Here is a 20157-nt window from a genome sequence, read left to right as displayed (position 1 = left end):
GTGCGGGAGGTTACGGATCCCGCGTGCTGGTAGACCGGGCCGGGACTTCGCTGCTCCCCGGGGAGGCTCTCCCCGACCTCGCGTGCTGGCTCACTCAACCCTGATCCACCGACGGTGATTTCTGGGGCTCTCGCTGATGTTGGCGGCCGGTGATCTCTTGATCCTGAGCGGGAAGGCGTGGGGCAGCCGCCGGTCTGTCCGGCTCTTACACGTTGGGCGTTCCTTGGGGCCAATGGGCCGGGGTGGTCAAGGTGTCGTGGCGGTGTGTCTCGTACCGGGTCTGATGGAGGCTCTCATTCCACCGAAGGATGAGAGTCATGGCAGCACCCAGGAAGTACCCGGAGGAGCTTCGGGAGCGGGCGATCAGGATGGCCGTCGATCTGCGGCGTGAGCCCGAGACCCGTCGGGGCGCGCTGCGCCGGGTCGGCGAGCAGCTCGGGATCAACCCCGAGACCCTGAGGAACTGGGTCACCCAGGTCGAGGTCGACGACGGGCATCGACCCGGGACGACCACGGCCGAGGCAAAACGCATCGCCGAGCTCGAACGGGAGAACCGCGAGCTGCGAAGGGCCAACGAAATCCTCAAGACGGCATCGGCGTTTTTCGCCGCGGTGGAGCTCGACCGCCGACTGAAGTGACCACCGCGGTGCTCGTCGCCTACATCGACGAGCACCGCAGCCGGTTCGGGGTCGAGCCGATCTGTGAGGTCCTGACGGAAGCTGGGACCAAGATCGCCCCGAGCACGTACTACGCCGCGAAGACCAGGCCAGCCTCGGCCAGGTCCGTGTCGGACGCGGCCACGACCGAGGTCATCCGGACCGTGCATGAGCAGAACTACGGCGTGTACGGCGTCCGCAAAGTTCACGCCGAACTGCAGCGTCAGGGCCACCGCGTGGCCAGGTGCACGGTCCACCGGCTGATGAAAGCCGCCGGCCTGCGGGGGATCTCCCGGGCGAAGGGGCCACGCACCACGATCCCCGGGACCGGGCCGGAGACCCGCCCCGACCTGCTCGACCGCAACTTCACCGCACCGGCGCCGAACCGGGTCTGGGTCGCCGACATCACGTACTGCCGCACGTTCTCCGGGTGGGTGTACGCCGCGTTCGTCGTTGACGTGTTCTCCCGCCGCGTCGTCGGCTGGCAGCTGTCGAAGAACCTGCGCACCGACCTCGCTCTCGACGCCCTCGAGATGGGGCTGTGGACCCGACGGCACGCCGGCCACGACACCGCCGGCGTCATTGCCCACTCCGACAAAGGAGTTCAGTACGTCGCCGTGAGATACACCCAGCGCCTGGCCGAGGCCGGCGCCGTCGCGTCCGTCGGCTCGACCGGCGACAGCTACGACAACGCCCTCGCTGAGGCGTTCATTATCTGGAGCCCTCCGGAGGGTGTGTCCGACGTAGCTCACGAGGCCGATCCGGTGCGTCAGCGACACGTTATCTGGAGCATGTCTTCGACGTCCCCCACGTGGCTGGCGGGTCGGAGTAGAAGAGTAGGTATCCGGCTGGAAGCCGGTGCAGGCCGACCTCGAGGTGGCGGTGCTGGTGAAGGCGCAACGGGTGCTCATGCCGGTGACGGGGGTGGAGTCGTGGACCGTCGTCGACGACGACTTCGGTCCGGTCGAGGCGGCGGAGCGGTACCTGGCGTTCCTGTCCTCGATCGAGCGGTCGCCGAACACGGTGCGGGCGTACGCGCACAGTCTGGCGTTGTGGCTCGAGTTCCTCGCCTTGAGACGCGTCGACTGGGCCAGCGCCGGAGTCGAGGACGTCTCACGGTTCGTGTCGTGGCTGCGGGCACCGGCCGCGAACGTCATCGTGCTGGATGCTGCAACGGCCCGCCGCAGCGAGGCCACCGTCAACCGTCACCTGGCGGGCGTGTTCGGCTTCTATGACTTCCACGCCCGCACGGGTGTGGCCCTGGCTGAGTCGTTGGTCGCGTGGCGCCGTGTACCGAGGGGGTCGTTCAAGCCGTTCCTGCACCATGTCACCAAGGGACGCCCGATCGCGACCAGACCCGTCAAGCTCAAGGCACCGAGGCGGCTGCCGTCCACGCTGAGCGTTGAGGAGGTCGCGGTGATCCTCGGCGCCTGCACGCGGCTGCGAGACAGGTTCCTGCTCGCGCTGCTGGCCGAGACCGGGATCAGGGTGGGTCAAGCGCTCGGGCTGCGCCACAGCGATCTGATCTCTCGTCGGTGCGAGCTGCGGATCGTGCCGCGTGACGACAACGCCAACGGCGCCCGCGCCAAGACCAAAACCGTTGCCGTGCTGCCCGTTTCAGCGCCGCTGGTGCGCCTGTACAGCGAGTACATGCACACCGAATACGGCGACCTGGACAGCGACTACGTCTTCGTCAACCTGTTCGCGGCACCGGTCGGGCGACCCCTGCGGTACGACGCGGTCGCGAAGCTCGTGGCCCGCCTGCGGGCCGGGACCGGGATCGAGTTCAGCCCCCACATGCTGCGCCATACCCGGGCGACGGAGCTGATCCGGGCCGGTGTCCCGATCGAGATCGTCTCGAACATGCTGACCCACCGCTCGGTCGTGACCACGAGCGAAACGTACGTCCATCTCGGTGTCGAGGACGTGCGGGCCGAGCTCGTCCGCGCGGGATTCTGGGTCGAGCGGCCAGCCACTCGCCCGGTCCTGCAGGCGGACCCGTCATGACCATCGCGCTGCACGCCAACCGGGCTGGCGCGCTGAGCCTGCTGGACAAGCTGGGAGCGGCTGTCCGACCGGAGTTCGCGGTCGACCTGATCCACATCGATCCCACCCACCCCGTCTTCGCGCGCGGGCAGTGCCGCGTCACCGACTGCGAACGCGGCGCCTGGACCAAGTTGCTGTGCAACAGCCACTACGGACGGTGGGTCCACGAGGGCCGCCACGACCTGGACCTGTTCGCGGCCACGACCGGCCCGGTGGTCGGCGGTCACAGCGACCGGATCGACGCGTTCGATCTTCGCGGGTTGCCGTTGCAGCTGCGGTTGGAGGTGGCCTACTCCATTCAGATCCGCCACGATCATCGAACGATCCGCCTCGTCCCGATGATGATCAACCGCCTCGTGAGGCTGGTCAGTACCGCCAGGGTCGACTCGCTGCTGGACCACGGGCTGGAGCGCTGGACCTTGCTGGCCCTCGAGCACGGCCTGACCGACACCGGTGGCCGGGCGATGGGCCAGCTGCGTTTCGCGTGGCGGCAGGTGCTCGACCTGGACGAGGGCATCGACGCCGAGGCCGAGTTCGCTCGAGACACCTGGCGGGCAGCCGCACTCGGGGCGCGACCGTCGCCGAAGAAGGTCCCACCCATTCGGTTCGACCACATCCCACAACCGTGGCTGCGTGAGGCGATCAAGCGAGCCTGCCGCTACCGGCTCGGCGCCGGTAAAGCGTTCGGATCGGTCAGCATCGACGAGCGTGCCCTGCGCTGGTTCGCCGGGTTCCTGCATCACCATCACCCGGACGTCGATGATGCCAGCGGGATCAGCCGGCAGGTCCTGGAGCACTACCTGTCCTGGCTCACCGCGGCGCCGCAGTTGTCGGGCAACACGACGAACACCTACCTGGTCATCCTGCGCAGCTTCCTGCAGGCCTGCCACCGCCACGACTGGATGCCCGGCCTCTCCGGTCACGCCGCGCTGTACCTGGACGAGCTGCCACCGCGGCCGCGTCCCCTGCCACGGTTCATCCCCGAGTTCGTGATGGCCCAGCTCGAGGACCCCAACAACCTCGCCCTGCTCCCCGACGAGACCACCCGACACCTGCTGATCCTCATCCAGGAGACCGGCCTACGCGCCAATGACGCCTGCCTGCTCGAGTACAACCCCGTCATCGTCGACAGCGCCGGCTGGCCCTGCCTGAAGTACGTCAACCACAAGATGTCCACCGAGCAGCTCGTCCCGCTGTCGCAGCGGGCCGCCGACGCCGTCCGCGCCCAACAACTGCACCTGAGCAGCCGCTGGCCAGCCGGATGCCCGAAGCTGTTTCCCTCGCCTCACGCCAATCCCGATGGGGCCCAACCATTCTCCTACGCCACCCTGCGCCAGCGCCTAGCCGACTGGCAGGAGAAGATCAGTCTCCACGACGAAGCCGGCCAGGCCGTGTCCGTCACCGCGCACCAGTACCGTCACACCCTCGGGACCCGGTTGATCAACGCCGGTGTGCCGCAGCACGTCGTTCAGAAGATGCTCGGCCACGCCTCACCCCAGATGACCGCCCGGTACGCCACGATCCACGACGCCACCGTCCGCGCGGCCTTCGACGACTACCAGCAGCGGCGCGTGGACATCCACGGTGACCGCCTCCCGTTCGACCCCCACGGTCCCAGCGCCGACGCCGAGTGGATCAAGCACAACCTCGCCCGGGTGCAGGCCAGCCTGCCGAACGGCTACTGCGGACGACCACCGCAGCAGGACTGCCCACACCCCAACGCCTGCCTGACCTGCCCGGACTTCCAAACCACCACGACGTTCCTGCCGATCCACCGGCGCCAACACGACGACACCCTCGAACTGATCGACCTGGCCGAGCACCGCGGCAACCACCGGCTGGCCGACAACCACCGCAAGGTCGCCGACAACCTCACGAGGATCATCTCCGCGCTGGAAACCCTCGAGACCCTCGGGATCCATGACGCCCCAGCCGGACAGGACACCCCCGATGCGCGCTGACAACACCACAGCCCTCACTGCCGCGAGCCGGCACCGAGCCGAATCGGCTCGGGAGCGGGCCCGCGCGGCCATCCATACCCTCGACCACGCTGGCACCCCCATCACCTACGCCGCCGTCGCTCACACCGCCGGCGTCTCGCGGACCCTGCTCTATCGCGATCCCCAGCTCCGCGAGCAAATCAACCGGCTTCGAGCTCCCGCCACCCGCAGCCCCCGTCAACCCGCAGCCCAACGGATGAGCCAAGCCTCCCGCGACGAACAGCTGACCACCCTCCGCCAGGAACTCCACACCCTGCGAGCAGAGAACCACGCGCTCCGCCTGCAACTCGCCACCCGCATCGGGCAGGACCGCACCGCCGGCCGCGACGCCCCCGTCAGCGACATGTAGCCGACGCAGACATGCAGGTCACCGGCCACATCCGACCAAGTGCTCCAGATAACGTTCAACTCTCTCTTCAAGGCCGAGCTCGTCCGGAACAAGGGCCCCTGGGCCGGGATCGACGACCTCGAGATCGCGACCGCCGAGTACATCGACTGGTTCAACCACCGCCGCCTCCACGGCGAGATCGGCACCATCCCACCCGTCGAGTACGAGAACACCTACTACGCTCAGAACCCCGCCACGAGAACGGTCGAGGCGTCAGTTACGAGCCTCCACTAGACCCGGTACGAGACAGTGGCCCAGAGGTTGTCCCAGGCGGACGCCCAGGGCCAGATCGTCGGCAGGTGCAAGGTGAGCCGGCGGGCCGAGGACGCGATCCGGGCGGGGACCGCGACGAGCTGGGTCCGCAGGGTGGCCCACCGGGCTTTCGCGAGACGGGCCGAGGCGGCGGCGCCGGCCGCGCGCAGCAGGTTGAACGCGAGGCAGGCCAGGGCGAGCCAAGCAGCGTTGGCGAGGAACTTCCCCGACGGGGCGTGGGCCAGGGCCCCGCTCTTCAGCTCGGCGATGACCTGCTCGACGATGGCGTGGTCGCGGTGCGTCTCGTCCGCCGCGACCGTCTTGAGGGTGCAGTTGGTGACGAACCTGTGGTGGCGCCACATCGTCAACAGCTCGTCTTGACCGGCCGCCGAGGCGGTGGCGTTGAGGCGTTGGACCCGGCGCACGACGAGCCGGCAGGTGATGTGCCGCTTCATGGCCTGGGAGGTGAACGCGGTGAAGGTGGTCTCGGCAACCTGCGCTTCGGAGATCCACCGCTGCTGGTCCTCGTCCCAGATCGCGCGGGAGTACTCCCGACTCGTGCCACCGGGGTACGTCAGCCGGCGGGCAGGTTGAGGTCGTGAAGGATGGCTTCGGCGGTGTCGGTGAGGGGGTCCTGGGCGAGGTGCTCGTGGCCAGCGATGCGGACGGTGATCTCCTGTAGCGGGCGGAGGGTCCTCACGATCTTGCGAATGCTCAGGCCGGTCGCGTCCTGCAGGTAGCGGGCAACCGCCAGGGCGGCGAACACGATGGTCAGGTGGGCCTCGATCGCGTCGCGGGTGTGGTGGAAGATTGGCCGGGCCCGCAGGTCGGTCTTGCTCATCCGGAATGACGCCTCGACGTGCCACAACTCGTGATAGCTGGCTAAGACCTCGGTCGCGGGCATGAGGGTAGCGGGGATGTTCGTGACGTAGCCCTTGAGCCCGACCAGGCGCCGGGCCCGGGCCAGGGCGGCCTCGTCGAGGGTGCGGGCGCCGTTCTCCACCTGCACGAACCGCGGGGTCCGGGCGCTCTGCTCGCCCGCAATGACGGCCTTGGCCTTGTTCTCCTGCAGGGTGAGGGTCGCGCTGTCGCGGACGGCCCGCTTACGCAAGTACGCCCATACCGCCCGCCACGAGGTGGAGTGCACGGCTGGGTCCCACACCGGCTCGGCCCGTTTCTTCTCGTCGTTGCTCGCCCGAGCCTTCTGCGTGGAGACCCCCGGGGTGATGGTGTCGACGACCTGCCCGTCAACGAACGTGTCGCCGTACCAGCGGAAATGCGATGACAGGTCGTTCGGTGCCTTGACCACACGGGAGCCGACGATGAACCGCAGCCCGGCCTCGTGCAGCTCCTTGAGGTTGCCCGCGGACAACATCCCGGCGTCGGCGACGACGACCATGTCCGCGAGGCTGTGGCGGGCCTTGAAGGCCTTGACCATCGGGATGATCGTTGTGGTATCGGCTCGGTTGCCCTCGTAGCAGCCGATCTCGAGGGGGAACCCGGCCCGGTCGACGATGAGCCCGACGACGACCTGCGGGTCGACTCGGCGTTCCTTGGAGAACCCGACCTTGCGCAGGTCGTCCTCCTTCTCGGCCTCGAAGTAGAGCGTCGTGACGTCGTAGAGACACAACGACACGTCGCCGCTGGCCGCGGCATGGGTGAAGCAGGCCGTCGCGATCCGGGACCGATAGTCCTCGGTGCCCGAGCGGGCGAGAAAGCGGACATGGTCCGCAGCGACGCGTGCGCGATGCCGATCTCGTCGAGCACGCGCACGGAGTCGGCCTTGCTCGTGGGCTCGATGATCCGGGCCAGCACCAGCTGCTGGAAGGCCCCGTCGTCGACGACGTCGAACCCGAGCCGCTGGTAAACCGTCGTCAGGACCTGCCGCAGTAGCGCTGACCGCTTCGCGGTGATGACCCCTGGCCGGCGGTCCGCGGGGTGCTCGGGCAGGGGCAGGTCCAAGACGTCCTGCCCGGGGCGGAGCCGGCGCTCGGCTTCAGCTATCAGTGCGGCCAGCTCGGCGTCGGATCGGGCTGTACCGACGTGCTCGAGGATGACGTTTCGCCCGTCGCGGCGCTCCGCCAACTGGACTTTCGTGGCACCCGAGCGGCTAGCCGACGTCCGGATGAACACCACGACCCGACCCTACCGACGAGCGGGGTACGTCACCCAGCCCGGCCACAAGCCGCTGACCAGCACAAACGTCAGCCGGAGCCCCGATCCGCCATCAAGTGGCACGAGTCAGGTTGCACGCACAGGCGTTTCCTGTCCAGCCTCCTCGTTCTTAAACAAGGTTCGTCGCTCACCACCCCAGGCCCCGCAGGGCGGAACCAGGGCGCTCAAGGCTTCTATTTGAAGTCGGGGACGTTAACCCGCCTGCTGTAGTTCATGAATCTTTGAGATGGCCCTCCGGGTCCGCCCTATGTCTCTCTCTGCTTGATTCTTCTCTGCCCCCGCCAGGGAACCGAAAGTTTGTTCTAGGTCTCTCAGCGCCTTGGCTAGTAATGCCTCAGCAGATGCCCTGGCCGCCTTGGTGGCCGCTTTGTTGCGACGTTTTTGCGTCGCGGCGCCCGCTAAACCAAAAACCGCTGATGCCGCAACTACCGCGAGCCCGGCGATCGCAAATGGTCCACCTAACCCCCCGAGCGCAGGCAGGTTGGCCACTGTGCCACCAGCCTGGATAACATTCAATCCCGCACCTGCGGTCCCACCTGCTAGAGCTCCACTGTCAAAACTTTGGAAACAGGCTCCTGAAAGAACAAGGTCCACTAGGTTCCCTTGTTGCGCCTGCCACTTGTCGTCGGCCCTCCGGCCTCTCGGACGGTATCGTTGCGCTGCACGCACGGTCAGCAAAATCACAAAAAACGCTACCACCGCGATGGTAAGGCTTAGGGCTGTGCTCTCAGCCTCTCCTAGAGGCGAATGGAACCGCTTGGCTGCGACCATGATCAGTAGGATGACCGTCAACCAGCACAGTCGCAGCCACCGACTGCGGTCTATATGCAACCGTCGCTCCGCTGTGTCCAAGACCTGTGTCCGAGCCATGTGCGCCATCGTTCCATGGGGGTGAGTTTTATGCGAGCCCGTGCCGACCCCGGGCTAGGGTCGATGCCACAGCGTCAAGTGAGGGTAGGCAGGGCTCGGTTCAGGGAACACCCACGTACTAGGTCCTAGACGAAAGAAAGCGGTCAAGAGTCTTTCTCGGGTCTCAGGGCGCCAGCAACATCACGCCTTGACCCCGGCCACGTCCCGGGTGCCCAGGTAACAGTGAACAAGGACAGCGGACACCTGACCGACCTGGACACCGGGCTCTGGGACCTGCGATCTCTGGTCGCGGCCGCACGCTGACCCCTCGCCGCGCGGCCGCAGTGGTCAAGGACCACCCCGGTCCTCGCCGTCGTCCGCCAACCAAAGCACGACGTCCTCCGGGCTGTCGACTGCGTCATCGGCTGGTCGACCCGCCTCCGACCAGAGGACGAACACCACGCGATCCTGGCGGGCGCTGATCACGCTGATCACGCTGATCACCGCGTCCGTGAACGTCTCCCAGCCGTGTCCAGCGTGCGAGGCGGACTCGCCCCTGCCCACCGTCAGCGTCGTGTTCAGCAGGAGCACGCTCTGGCGTGCCCAGCCGAGCAACAGCACTCGGGAAGAGCCGCGTAACTCGCAGTACAGCCCGGGGGTGTGGCGCACATCCGCGCCCCGCCCCCGGGTGCCAGCCGTCTCAAAAACGAACGAATTCGAGACGCCCGCCGGTGGTCCGCCTCGCAGGGCCTCTCGCCGTTCACATCTTGTGGCCGAAATCAATGTCCCAGAAGGAGCGCCACCCATGAGTATTGAGAAGCCCACTGACCACACCCTGCTCGGCTACGCCCGCGTGTCAACCCTTGAACAGCATGAAGCACTTCAGGTCGACGCGCTTCGCTTAGCCGGCTGCGTCCGGGTCTTTACCGACAAAGCGTCCGGCAAACTTGAGCACCGCCCGGCGCTCGACGCCCTTCTCGACCAGCTGCGCCCGGGGGACACCGTCGCGGTCTGGCGACTCGACCGGCTCGGGCGCAGCCTGCGCCACCTCATCGGCATCGTTCAGGCACTCGAGACCCGTGGCGTCGCCTTCCGTAGCCTTACCGAGAGCATCGACACTTCGACGCCCGGCGGCAGGCTCATCTTCCACGTCTTCGGAGCTCTCGCCGAGTTCGAGAAGGACCTCATCCGGGAGCGAACCATGGCAGGGCTTACCGCGGCCCGAGCCCGCGGGCGTACCGGCGGCCGGCCTACCGTGTGGACTCCAGAGAAGGTCATGCTCGCCCGGCAGATGTACGACAGCCGGGAACACGACGTTGCCACCATCGCACGCGTCATTGGAGTGAGCCGAGCCTCGGTGTACCGAGCGCTCAGTATCCCGGAAAAGGAGGTGACACCTGTCCCTCCACCTCTCGGCCTCAAGGTCTAGGGTGATGACTCGTATCACGAGCAGCAGTAGGCCACCCTCTCCGAGGCTTAGGCCAACTCGCCGCGTCCGAGATCGGGCGAACCCGGGGGGGCAACCCCGAACCGTGGCCGAGCGCTAGTTGTACCCGGCCATGAGGTTGGTGGCGGGCGCGCCTGCTTGACGTGAGGAGAACCCCCGGGTGGGGTGTGGCTTGTCTAAGGCCCACATCCATCCGGAGGTTCTCGTGTCTCACGGTAGTGCCCGCCTGACCGTCCACGGCCGCAGGTTGATCGTCGAGCGCCACCAGCAAGGGTGGCGTCAGGCCCACATCGCGGCCGCGATGGGCGTCTCGCGCAAGTGCGTCAAGACCTGGATCGATCGGTACGCCACGGAGGGAGACCGTGGCCTGGCCGACCGCTCGTCACGGCCGCACTCGATGCCCACCCGCACCAGCGAGACGGTCGAGGCCACGGTCACCGCCCTGCGGGCTGAGCGACGCGTGGGCCGCGACCAGATCGCCCACGAGCTGGGCTTGGCCCCGCGGACCGTCTCGCGGATCCTGCGCCGACAGGGCGTGCCCCGGCCCGCTGAGTGCGACCCGATGACCGGGGCCGTGATCCGGGCCTCGCGGGCCACGACCCGACGCTACGAGCACCCCTACGCCGGGTCCCTGGTCCGCGGTGATGCCGCTCACCGAAAGTCCCCAGGGTTGCTCAGCGAATGTCCTCACCCTGTGGCGGTGTTGAGGTTAGCCGATGGTGGGGCTGGTGGGGGTGTCGATGAGGTCGGTGATCGCGACGGGTTCGGCGCAGTGGGGGCAGGTCCCGCCGAGGCCGATGCGGGTGCAGGGTTGGTTGCAGTCGTGGCACCACTGCTGTCCGTGGTAGCGGGTCTCGCAGCTGGGGCAGGAGTAGATCGTGACGTCGCGGCGGCGGATCTGTTGGGGGACAGCGGGTTCGGTCGTGAGGGTGGTGCGGGTGTGCCGGCGTGACCAGGCGGTCTTGCGGCAGTTGTCGGTGCAGTACCGCTGGCGTCCGGTCGGGGTGAACGGGCTCCAGCACACCGGGCACTGTGCCCGGCTCGGTCGTGCGGGCAGGGTGGGCGGGGTCGTCGTGCTGTCGTCGTCGCACGGGCTCTCCGGGCTGCCGGGGGTGCCGGGGGTGGGGTCAGCCATGGTGGGCTGCTGCGGTGCGCAGGGTGTGGGTGCGGGCGTGGTGGTCGCGCAGGCGGTAGGAGTCGCCGCTGATGTCGAGGACGACGGAGCGGTGCAGGAGCCGGTCGAGCAGGGCGGCCGCGACGGTGGTGTCGCCGAGGATCTCTCCCCAGGAGGTGATGGGCCGGTTCGTCGTCACGATCGTGGAGGTCTTGGTGTATCGCTGCGCGATGACCTGGAACAGCGCGGACGCGCCCTCCGCAGGAAGCGGGAGGTATCCCAGCTCATCGATCACCAGGAGGGTGGGGCCGGCGAAGAACCGCATCGTCGTGGCCCAGCGGCCCTCGATCGCGGCGCGGTGGCAGCGGGCGGCGAGGTCCGCAGCGGTCGTGACGTATACGCGGTACCCGTCTTCCGCGGCTTGGCGGGCGAGGCCGACCGCGAGGTGCGTTTTCCCGACCCCACCCGTTATCAGGGGGTCAGGCTTGTAGTGGTCATGTTCTTGCAGGTCAGGACGTTGTTGCGATCGATGCGACGAGTCGGGCGGTGGCGGGGGCGCTGGTGAGGGTGTGGCCTCGGCGGGCGAGCTCTCGGCGTAGGTCGAGGTTCTCCCCGTGGGCTTGTTCGAGGGCGGCGCGTAGAGCACGGACTTCCTGACGGTGCCGCTGTTTCAGGGCGGTGATCTGAGCGGTCAGGGCGAGTACGAGGGTGCTCTCGACGTCTGCTGGCGCGGTTGGGGTGCGCGACGGGGGGCGGCTCTGCTCGCGGAGCCGTTCGATGCGGCCGCGGAGTTCGGGGTGGTTGTAGAGGAAGGCGTGGGAGACGCCGGCCTCGCGTTGGACGGCCTGGAAGGTGATGGCCTCGCCGCGTTTGATCAGGGCGCGGAGGGCTTGCTCGGCGGCCGTGGTCTTCGCTGCGGACTTGGCCTTGGCCGCGGCGGTCAGCGCGGCGACGCGTTGGTCACGGTTCGCGGTCACGGGGTGCTCCTTCGGTGGCGGGTGAGGTCGAGGGTGAGCGGGACCGGTCCACCCGGCGGCGTGCCGCAGCCGCCGCCGTGCACGGCTCGGTCGGGGTGGTCGTCGATAAGGCTGAGCAGCCGGGTCAGCGCGGCCTGTTCCGCGCGTCGCTGGGCGAGCCAGATGTTGTCCTCGGGCATGGGGCGTCCGTACTTGTCCTGGAAGGCTGCGGTGCTGCGGGCGATCAGCTGGTCGGTCTCGACCAGCTGACGTGCCAGGGCGGTGTGGTGGGTCTGGTCGGTGACGAAGACCGAGCAGGTCAGACAGGCGTTGCCCTTGTCGCAGGACTGCAGCGGCGGCAGCAGGCACCAGCCGTGTGGCAGGACCCGGTCGGCGCGCTCGAACAGGTGCAGGCTGTCGTAGTCCTCGGAGGAGAACTGCACGCGGGTGCCGTCGGCCTTGAGTTTGGCGGTGGCCAGGAACGCCTGTTCGGCGTGTTCCTGGCGTTGGGCGATGTAGTGCATCGACATGGTCGGGGTGGCGTGGCCGGCGTATCGCTGCAGTACGTGGATCGGCAGCCCAAGCTCGGCGAGCCGGGTCAGCTTGGTGTGCCGGAACCGGTGGGTGTTGCTGAGGTTGACCGCTCGGCCCTTGCTGTCGGTGATCCGAGCCACGTCGCTCAGTTCGCGCAGCATCCAGTTGTAGGTGCCCGACGGGTAGGGCTTGTCGCCGCGGCGGTTGCCGGTGCGCTGGACGAACAGGAACCGCGGCCGCAGTTCGGGGAAGGACTGCCGGACCCAGCGTTGCTGTTCCTCGATGATCTCGGCGACCTCGCGGTCGACGAGGATGCTGTCCGGGGCGATGTCGATCTTGCTTTGGGCGTACCGGAAACGCACGACCTCCTGGCCCGCGGCGTCCTGCGCGGTGGGGGCCGGAAGCTCTGACAGGCAGTCGAACTCGCAGGTGCGGACCTCGCTGGCGCGTCGACCCGTGAGGACCTGCAGCAAGATCATCCGCATCGCCTGCGGGTCGTCCAGCCCGCGGGCAAGCACCTGCTGGCCGTCACCGCGGGTGATGGTCATCTGCTCGTCGCGCGGCAGGCCGAGCAGTGGCAAACCGGCGATGATCTGGGCCATGGCGCGGTCGTCGACGTAGTGGCGGTCGTTGACGGTGGAGGTGTGCGGGATCCGAGTGACCTGACGAAACCAGCTGGCCGCGTGAGTGTCGGTGACGTGCTGCCAGGGCCCGGCGCCGAGGACGCCGCGGGCCTCGCGGGGGTTCGCGGCGACGAACGCGAGCAGTTCCGCGACTGCTCGCAGGTCGTCGTTGACCTGGCGCGGCTGGACCGGTTTGCCGTAGTAGCGTCGGTCGGTCTGACGGGTCATCCGGTTGGTCGGGTCCGCGGTCCAGCGGCGGAACGCGGCAGCGTGCTCGGGCGCCGCGGCCGGGTCGCCGAGGATGTCGCGAGGGTCCTCGAAGGTCACCGAGAGCCAGTTGTCGAAGCGGCGCAGGGACTTGAGCCGTTCCTGGCTGATCGTGGTCCAGCGCAGGACGCCGGACTCCAGCTGGGTGCCCAGGTGCCACTTGACCGCCTCACGCAGCCAGGGCTGGGCGAGGTGCCCGGGTGAGCAGCCGTAGTTCCCCAACGGCTCCCGCCCGGTCAGCGGGATCCGCGGGTCGCAGCGTGGCTGCCAGTCGTCCAGGGTCCACCACGGCCCGTCGTGGCAGCGGGCCAGCAGCGCCAGCCGAGCGAACCCGAACACCACCCGCAGCCGGGCCCGGCTGCCCTGGGGTGGCAGCCGGTTCCATCGGACCGCGTAGAACCAGCCCTGCAACGCCGAGGCGGCGTCCCAGTCCATGGCGCGGATCGAGCCGGGGAAGGGATGGTTGTCCCGGATGGCGCGGCGCAGGATGTTGGCGAGCTGGTTGACCGCCAGCACCGAGGAGCGGGTGCCGTCGGTGGCCTGCCAGTGCGCCATCCACGCCAGCTCGGCGGGGTACGGGTCGGGCAGCCCGCTCAGGTCGATCCTGCGGTCACCGTTCTCGGTCACGGCGGCCCAGTTCTCGATGTCCGGGCCGATGACCGGCCCACGCCACGCCTCCGGGAGCTGCTGCCACAGCCGCCACACCGGGTCGGAGCCGCCGGCCAGGACAAGGTCGGTGCGCTTGTCGGTCATCGGGTCACCTGCCAGTCGGCTACGTAGGAGGTCCACGTCGCGGCGGCACGCAGGGCCTCGTCCTCACGCACCCACCCGTAGAGGTCGAGGGTGGTTTGCACGTGGGCGTGACCCAGGCGTCGGGAGACGACCCATTCGGGGGTGCCGGCCAGCAGCAGTGCGGTGGCGTGGCTGTGCCGGAACCAGTGCGGGGTCCAGCCCGGCGGGCCAATACCTTTGTTGCGTAACGAGGTGGTCTTGTCCCGCACGGTGCCCTCGCGTAACGCGGCCAGCAGCGGCGGCCGCTGCAAGTTGACGAAGAGCGCCGAGTCCGCGGACACCGTCAGGCCGAGCGTCGCGGCGTGGCAGGCCAGATGGGTCAGGTAGTCGGCGAACAGCCGCTCGAGGTCATGGCCGACATAGATCCGGCGAGGGCGCATCATCTTCACCCGCGCACCGTTCGGGTTGTCCTCGCGGGGAACGACCTCGACGTAGGGGGTGTCGCCGCGGCCCATCACGAAGTCGCGGATCCGCATACCCAGCAGCTCACCCAGTCGCATCCCGGTCTCCGCGAGCATCGCGAACACGAGCCGATCTCGCAGGTTCCCCACCCACTCCCCGCTCACCGGGTCCACCGCGGCACAGGAATCGAGGATCTCTTGGATCTGCTGCGGCAGCAGCAGCGGCGGGCGGTCGCCTCGCCGACTCCGTCGCACCCGCACCAGCGAGGAGGGCCCGGGCCTTGTGCGCTGGTCCAGATGCGCCAACAGTCCCCGTGCCGGGGCCTGTCGCGGCGCACCGCGCAGCAGCCTTTGCGCGACCTTCACCCCGAAGACCGCATGCTGCCACCGGTAGAACGAGATCACCGCCGCCAGGCGCGCCTCGAGCGTCTCCGGTGACGGCGCCTCGGTTGGCTCCACGATGGCGTGCTCGACGCGGCGGCCGTTGCGCAACCAGGACAGGAAACCCGAGACCGTCGGCACGCCGACGTCCTGCCACTGCTCGGCCTCGCCGCGCTGCTCCAGGAACGACCACCACTGAGCCATCGAGGTGGCGTAGCTGCGCACCGTGTTAGGCGACCACAACAGCCGGTGCGCCTCCAGCCACTCCTCGACCGGACCCACCGTCCGGTAGGCCTCATCGACCACGGTCCACGTCCGACGCCCATCCGAGGGCCGAACCGCCACACTGATTGCCACAGTTGTCGTTCCATCTCGTCGAAGAACTCCCGCTGATAGCGGAGCAACGACAATGACAAAAGGACCGACAGCAACTCGTCAGCGACGTACCTGCGGGCGGGTCAACTCCCCCTGATAACGGCGGGGCCGATCATCAGCACGTTCGTCGCGGACTCGAGGTAGCGGCCGGTCGCGAGGTCCGCGATGAGGTGCGGGTCGATCCCGGACGCGGCGTCGTAGTCGAAGTCGGCCAGCGTCGCCGGGGTCGGGAGGCACGCGAACCGCAACCGTCCGGTCAGCCGGCGGGCCGCGGTTGCGTTGACCTCGATCGCGAGGAGCCGTTCCAACGTGGCGGTCACGGACAGGCCCTGCGCGGTGGCGTCGTCGAGGACCGCGGGCAGGTGCTCGGCGGCGTCGACGAGCTTGAGCGTTGCCAGGTGGGCCCGCAGCTGTTGGTACACGCTGGCCGGGGCGGCCGTGCCTACCTCCGGCGGCGTGTCCTCGCTCGTCGGTGTGCGCGGTCCTCGAGGACCTCGAGGGGCTGGGGTCGATCTCGGTGTGGTCATGGCTGGTCCGTCTCTTTCACGAGGTGGGTGCTCGGGTTGGTGGTCGGGTCGGGTGTGGTGAGGGTGTTGCGGCCGTGGGCCGCGGCCGCGTAGCGGCCGAGGTCGATCACGACCTGCCCGTCGTCGGCCGTGGCGGTTCCGCTTCTGCTGGGCGTAGGGGTGGGGCCGAGGTTGTTGCGGGCGCGGAGGTGGGCGGCTTCGGCGAGGGCGGTCGGGCTCGGTGGTCGGCGTTCCTTGCGCCGGTGGGGTGGTTCGGTGGTGAACGCGGACAACACGGACGCGGTCAGGGCGGCGACGTGCCCGTCGTCACGGACGGTGGCCCCAGCCCCGGACGGGGCGATCACGTGCCGGGCGATGACGGTAGGGACGGGGCTGATCCGTCCGGGGCCGGGCGTAGCGGCTGTGGCAATGTCGAGGTGGGGGCTGCCGAGGCGGGTGTGGACAGTGACGGTCGTGCCGTGCAGGTGCGGGGGGACGGAGTACCGGTTGCCCCGGTAGGAGACCAGCGCCTGCGCGGACACGACCCGGTCCACCGTCAGGGCCGCGGGGAACGGGGGCGGTAACGGCGCCAACGGTTCCCGTTTCGCGGAGACCGCGACCGAGGACCGTCCGTCCTTCGTCGCTCGGAGGCGGGTGTCACCGCGGGTGGCGCACCACGTATCGAGCCGGGCCTGCGCTTCCTCGATGCTGACGTCGTCAGGCAAGGTCCGCCAGAACCGTTGCGCAGCAACATGGTTGGCCTTCTCGACCACGCCCTTGCGGTTCCCATGGCGAGGGGGGCAGAGGCGGACGGTTACGCCGTAGTGCTTCGCGACGGCCGCGAATGTCGCGGTGACCCGTTTGGTCTCGGGGCTGACCACGGTCGCCATCCGGTCGAACCGCCAGTCCTTCGTGAGCCCGCCGAGGGCGCCGGCGATGTGGTGCAGGCCCTCGATCAGGTGGGCCTGGTCTTCGGACTCGCACAACAGCCCCCGCCACCGGCCGGAGTGACTGAGGGCGCCGACGAGCAGGTGGGCTTCCTTGCCCCAGCCCCAGTGCGCAGGTGGGTCGGGCAGCTCGACCCAGTCCCACTGCGTCTCCTCACCCGGCGGGTGCTCGATGACCGCGACCGGCCGGCCCTTCGTCGGCGCGCACGGCTCACACACCGGACGCAGCCCCCGAACCCGGACGGCCCGGGTCATCGTGGGGTACGACCGGTCGTAGCCGAGGTCGAGGAGCTCGTCGTACAGGGCCGAGGCCCACAGGTGCGGGTCATCAGCCAGGCGTTGCCGAACGTACGCGGTGTAGGGCTCGAACGGGTCGGGCTGTTGGCTGCTGCTGCGGGCCCGGACCCCGGCCTCCCGCCCGGCGAGGTAGGCGCGGATGGTCTTCCGGTCGCGGCCGAGGTGGCGGGCGATCGCGGAGATCGTCCACCCCTGGCGGTGGAGTGCGTGCACGTCGATGTCGTCCTCCCGTGTGAGCATGAGCGGAGGGGCTCCTTCGGGCTGGTAGGTGGTCAGAGACCACCAGCCTCGAAGGAGTCCCGCCCTCGGTGGCGAAGCCACACGGGTGGGGACTTTCAATGAGCAGGTCTGAGGACTTTCAGATGAGCGCCATCAACGTTGACGTCAAGAAGCTCGGCCGGATCCCTGACGGTGGAGGGTGGCGCGTCCACGGCCGCCGCGAAGAGGTCCGCGGGCGAGGCAACGAGTACGACTACATCCACTCCTGCGTCGACGATTACTCCCGACTGGCGTACAGCGAGGTCCTGCCCGACGAGAAAGGCATCACCGCCGCGCGCTTCCTCACCCGTGTCGCCGCCTACTTCACCCGTGCCGGCATCACCCGGATCGAGCGGGTCCTTAGCGACAACGCTCTGGCCTACCGCCGCTCCCAGGACTTCGCTGACGCCGTCACCGCGCTCGGCGCCCGCCAGAAGTTCATCAAGCCCCACTGCCCCTGGCAGAACGGCAAAGTCGAACGGTTCAACCGCACCCTCGCCACCGAGTGGGCCTACCGCCAGGCCTACACCTCCAACACCGCCCGAGCTGACGCCCTTGCCCCATGGCTCGAGACCTACAACACTCGACGACGTCACACCGCCCTCGGCGGGCTCCCCCTGATTAGCCGTCTGTCACCAACGTGATGGCCGGGTACAGCTAGTGAGACGAAGCAGACCGGCGCTACTGGCGTGACCTCCGCACCGCCCTTGCCCCGGCACCGCCCTCGGAGTCCTCCAGGCCGTCAACAGTTACGACCACCACGAGAGCCTGTCCTGGGTGGCACCCGATCCAATGGCGACTTGCTCGGCACCATCACCGGTGCGTACACCACCACCCTCGACCGCGACACCGTCGCCGCTTGCCTCCTGACCCAGGCTGCTTGATCTCGCCCCCTCCCGCCGACACCGGCGGGAGGGGGCCATAGGTCTGCGTTTGGGGGTGCGCCGACCATCCGGAGCTCACGCTCGGGCCCCCATCGGGCCGATCGGTGATGTTGGCGCAGCCGGCGTCCCCGAACCCTGACACAACTTGTCCGAACTGCGCTTTTTGCCATCAGATGCAACCCCTACCCGGGTACGCATGGCCTTGCTAAGGTGCAGGCCCCAGGTTTCGGAATGCTCCAATTAGCCATGAGGTCGCCATGACGTCCGTCCGTCGGTTCTTAGTTGCAACCCTTCTAACATTGGTTGTCTTGGCCCAAGGCATCCTCGACGCTCTCAATCGTGCAAACGCGGACGAAACCCAAGCAATTACCATAGAACAGATCCTTCAGCCCAGAACCGTTTCGCAGCTGATTAAGGATGCTGAAGCGACGCCATCTCGCCCTAATGACTATTTTGTGAGTTGGACGGCAAAATCAGATCAGACCGAACACGTGTTCACACTCGAGCCTGGTGCTACCGCGGCCAGAGGTGCAGGGGCCTCATCCGTTTACCCCGGGCATGTCCCGGCCACTGATCACTGGCAGGGAATCTCGTGGATTGCCGTTCACTACCGCGACTTCAAAGTTCCAGGCTGGAAGGACGAAGAGAGGAATAAATACCGGGCCGCAGCGCAAATAGCCATCTGGGCGCTCGCTGCTTCGTCTACAACCTCGCCCACATGGGGCATTGACGACATCTCGGCGTATGCCAAGACGCTATATCTGCAAGCCGCAGACTCGGAAAATGGCCCGCCGGATAGTAGTTACTACGCTGTCGAAACCGGAAAATTGGATGTCACGCATGGAGACAGCTTTTTCGACGGTGAGAGTCTGAGACTTCGGGTCCTGCTCCCTGACGGACAGTCGCTTCCGGGCCAGTTCCTCACCGTGTCTGATGCAGATGGTCATCCGTACACGTGGGGCAAGACTAATCGAGATGGGTCTCTCCGTGTCGACGTCCCGTGGTCGCTACAGGGACCCCTCAAGATCGAATGGGTGTCAACCATGCAGTCTGGCACCATAATGCAAACGGGTACCAGCCACTTAGTTACGACACAGGCAATGACCATCCAAGACCATCGCGACGTGCCGCACACCGACCCAGGCGCACAGGGGAAGGGTCTTCAAGTGTGGACAGGGGCCAGCCGACAGTTGTCGGGTAGTTTTGGCATGTTTATTCTCGGCGGATATGTCCTACTTTCCCTCCTCGCTCTTGTACTAACAAAGGCGGTCTCTGACCGAGTGGCGAATGGAGGATGGGTTTGGCTAATTTCCGGACTAGTCGCCGTTCTCGTCACTCTGGGTGGGGGCACCGCCCTCGCCCGTAAGCATCAAGACCAGAACTTTCGACCTCAGACGAGTACCGCCCTCCCTAGTTCAACGAACCCTGACCGGGCCCAAGTTGTCTCTGTCTCAAGCACAAGTGCTTTCGACCCGAGCCATCAAGCAGGGTGCGCTACCGACGGCAAAGCTACGACTGCATGGGTTTCAGGTCGTGGCCAAGGGATCGATCAGGTGCTAGACATCAAGCTGTCTCAGCCGGCCGCCATCGCTTCAATCAGCATTGTGCCAGGATATGCGAGCCTTCCCGACGCGTTTCCCAACAACGGCTATCCCTTGCGACTGCAGGTATTGTCCACCGCCGGAGACTACCTAGAGTGGTCCACTAGCAAGAGGCCCAACGCTCCCGACGCCATGCCCGGGGAGGAGCTGACCTTTCCAAATCCGAGCGTCACCGATGACCTTCTAGTCCGAGTAGTGGGCCAAGAACAGAACACATTTAGTTACGCAATATCTGAGGTCACCTTATACTTGGCGCTGCCTGGACAGGGGATTCAATCAGTACCAACAAAAGCTGGCGGTGATTCATCGCTGGGTTGTATCTAGGCCCCCGCCGATGAGCAGCATCCGTAGGCGGTGGTTGTCCTTGTTGCGGAAGCCGTGGGCGACGCGGCAGTGGAGCTCGTGAGC

18 protein-coding genes, 2 pseudogenes and 1 other annotated feature are annotated in these 20157 nt (G+C 67.5%); of the genes and pseudogenes, 9 read left to right on the top strand and 11 right to left on the bottom strand.

Going from position 1 to position 20157, the window contains the following annotated elements:
* The first annotated feature begins 317 nt into the window (after positions 1 to 317).
* Positions 318 to 638 carry a transposase gene (locus V3N99_21245; GenBank protein MEO3939249.1) on the top strand — a complete coding sequence of 107 codons (321 nt, stop codon included), beginning with the start codon at positions 318 to 320 and terminating at the stop codon, positions 636 to 638.
* Positions 596 to 739, top strand: a sequence feature (AL1L pseudoknot). (Overlaps the previous gene by 43 nt.)
* 140 nt (positions 740 to 879) lie before the next feature.
* Here the strand turns inward: V3N99_21245 and V3N99_21240 are convergent.
* A complete protein-coding gene (locus V3N99_21240) occupies positions 880 to 1164 on the bottom strand; it encodes a hypothetical protein (GenBank protein MEO3939248.1) in 285 nt (94 codons plus the stop codon).
* Between the two features lie 350 nt (positions 1165 to 1514).
* Here V3N99_21240 and V3N99_21235 point away from each other — a divergent pair, with 350 nt between their 5' ends.
* From V3N99_21235 to V3N99_21220, 4 genes are read left to right on the top strand one after another with little or no spacing between them, the layout of a single operon-like run.
* Positions 1515 to 2663, top strand: coding sequence for a tyrosine-type recombinase/integrase (locus V3N99_21235; protein ID MEO3939247.1), 1149 nt, complete (start codon positions 1515 to 1517; stop codon positions 2661 to 2663).
* Positions 2660 to 4663 (top strand): tyrosine-type recombinase/integrase, encoded by a 2004-nt coding sequence (locus tag V3N99_21230; GenBank protein MEO3939246.1) that lies wholly within the window; start codon positions 2660 to 2662, stop codon positions 4661 to 4663. The genes V3N99_21235 and V3N99_21230 overlap by 4 nt, the downstream gene beginning before the upstream one ends.
* Positions 4653 to 5051, top strand: a complete 399-nt coding sequence (locus tag V3N99_21225; GenBank protein ID MEO3939245.1) for a DUF6262 family protein — start codon at positions 4653 to 4655, stop codon at positions 5049 to 5051. Before V3N99_21230 ends, V3N99_21225 begins: the two co-directional genes overlap by 11 nt.
* Before the next feature lie 39 nt (positions 5052 to 5090).
* Entirely contained in the window at positions 5091 to 5324 is a 234-nt protein-coding gene (locus V3N99_21220; GenBank protein ID MEO3939244.1) for an IS3 family transposase, read from the top strand.
* Here V3N99_21220 and V3N99_21215 read toward each other — a convergent pair.
* A complete protein-coding gene (locus V3N99_21215) occupies positions 5321 to 5797 on the bottom strand; it encodes a transposase (GenBank protein MEO3939243.1) in 477 nt (158 codons plus the stop codon). The genes V3N99_21220 and V3N99_21215 overlap by 4 nt on opposite strands.
* A 119-nt stretch (positions 5798 to 5916) precedes the next feature.
* A complete protein-coding gene (locus V3N99_21210; protein MEO3939242.1) occupies positions 5917 to 7020 on the bottom strand; it encodes an IS1634 family transposase in 1104 nt (367 codons plus the stop codon).
* Between the two features lie 62 nt (positions 7021 to 7082).
* On the opposite strand from V3N99_21210, the gene V3N99_21205 reads away from it, so the two are divergent.
* Positions 7083 to 7235 (top strand): hypothetical protein, encoded by a 153-nt coding sequence (locus V3N99_21205; GenBank protein MEO3939241.1) that lies wholly within the window; start codon positions 7083 to 7085, stop codon positions 7233 to 7235.
* A gap of 1479 nt (positions 7236 to 8714) precedes the next feature.
* Here V3N99_21205 and V3N99_21200 read toward each other — a convergent pair.
* On the bottom strand, positions 8715 to 8987 hold the full coding sequence (locus V3N99_21200; protein ID MEO3939240.1) for a hypothetical protein: 273 nt from the start codon (positions 8985 to 8987) through the stop codon (positions 8715 to 8717).
* A gap of 184 nt (positions 8988 to 9171) precedes the next feature.
* Here V3N99_21200 and V3N99_21195 point away from each other — a divergent pair, with 184 nt between their 5' ends.
* Complete coding sequence (locus V3N99_21195; GenBank protein MEO3939239.1) at positions 9172 to 9795, top strand: recombinase family protein; 624 nt, start codon at positions 9172 to 9174, stop codon at positions 9793 to 9795.
* 178 nt (positions 9796 to 9973) lie between these two features.
* Positions 9974 to 10276, top strand: a pseudogene (locus V3N99_21190) (leucine zipper domain-containing protein).
* A 246-nt stretch (positions 10277 to 10522) separates the two neighbouring features.
* On the opposite strand, the gene V3N99_21185 reads toward V3N99_21190, so the two are convergent.
* The 7 genes from V3N99_21185 to istA all read right to left on the bottom strand — a co-directional run bounded on the left by V3N99_21185 (position 10523) and on the right by istA (position 17246).
* Positions 10523 to 10948, bottom strand: a complete 426-nt coding sequence (locus V3N99_21185; protein ID MEO3939238.1) for a hypothetical protein — start codon at positions 10946 to 10948, stop codon at positions 10523 to 10525.
* Entirely contained in the window at positions 10941 to 11399 is a 459-nt protein-coding gene (locus tag V3N99_21180) for an ATP-binding protein (protein MEO3939237.1), read from the bottom strand. Before V3N99_21180 ends, V3N99_21185 begins: the two co-directional genes overlap by 8 nt.
* A gap of 37 nt (positions 11400 to 11436) precedes the next feature.
* Positions 11437 to 11904, bottom strand: a complete 468-nt coding sequence (locus V3N99_21175; protein MEO3939236.1) for a DUF6262 family protein — start codon at positions 11902 to 11904, stop codon at positions 11437 to 11439.
* Entirely contained in the window at positions 11901 to 14060 is a 2160-nt protein-coding gene (locus V3N99_21170; GenBank protein ID MEO3939235.1) for a tyrosine-type recombinase/integrase, read from the bottom strand. The genes V3N99_21175 and V3N99_21170 overlap by 4 nt, the downstream gene beginning before the upstream one ends.
* Positions 14057 to 15187 carry a tyrosine-type recombinase/integrase gene (locus V3N99_21165; protein MEO3939234.1) on the bottom strand — a complete coding sequence of 377 codons (1131 nt, stop codon included), beginning with the start codon at positions 15185 to 15187 and terminating at the stop codon, positions 14057 to 14059. The genes V3N99_21170 and V3N99_21165 overlap by 4 nt, the downstream gene beginning before the upstream one ends.
* 152 nt (positions 15188 to 15339) lie before the next feature.
* Positions 15340 to 15678 (bottom strand): ATP-binding protein, encoded by a 339-nt coding sequence (locus V3N99_21160; GenBank protein ID MEO3939233.1) that lies wholly within the window; start codon positions 15676 to 15678, stop codon positions 15340 to 15342.
* Positions 15679 to 15779: 101 nt separating this feature from the next.
* Positions 15780 to 17246 (bottom strand): IS21 family transposase, encoded by a 1467-nt coding sequence (gene istA / locus V3N99_21155; GenBank protein MEO3939232.1) that lies wholly within the window; start codon positions 17244 to 17246, stop codon positions 15780 to 15782.
* A 131-nt stretch (positions 17247 to 17377) separates the two neighbouring features.
* Here istA and V3N99_21150 point away from each other — a divergent pair.
* Positions 17378 to 17908, top strand: a pseudogene (locus V3N99_21150) (integrase core domain-containing protein).
* The last annotated feature ends 2249 nt before the right edge of the window (positions 17909 to 20157 follow it).

The organism is Dermatophilaceae bacterium Soc4.6 (genome assembly GCA_039889245.1).
Taxonomy (GTDB): domain Bacteria; phylum Actinomycetota; class Actinomycetes; order Actinomycetales; family Dermatophilaceae; genus Lapillicoccus.
This window is presented reverse-complemented; position numbering and strand designations above follow the sequence as displayed.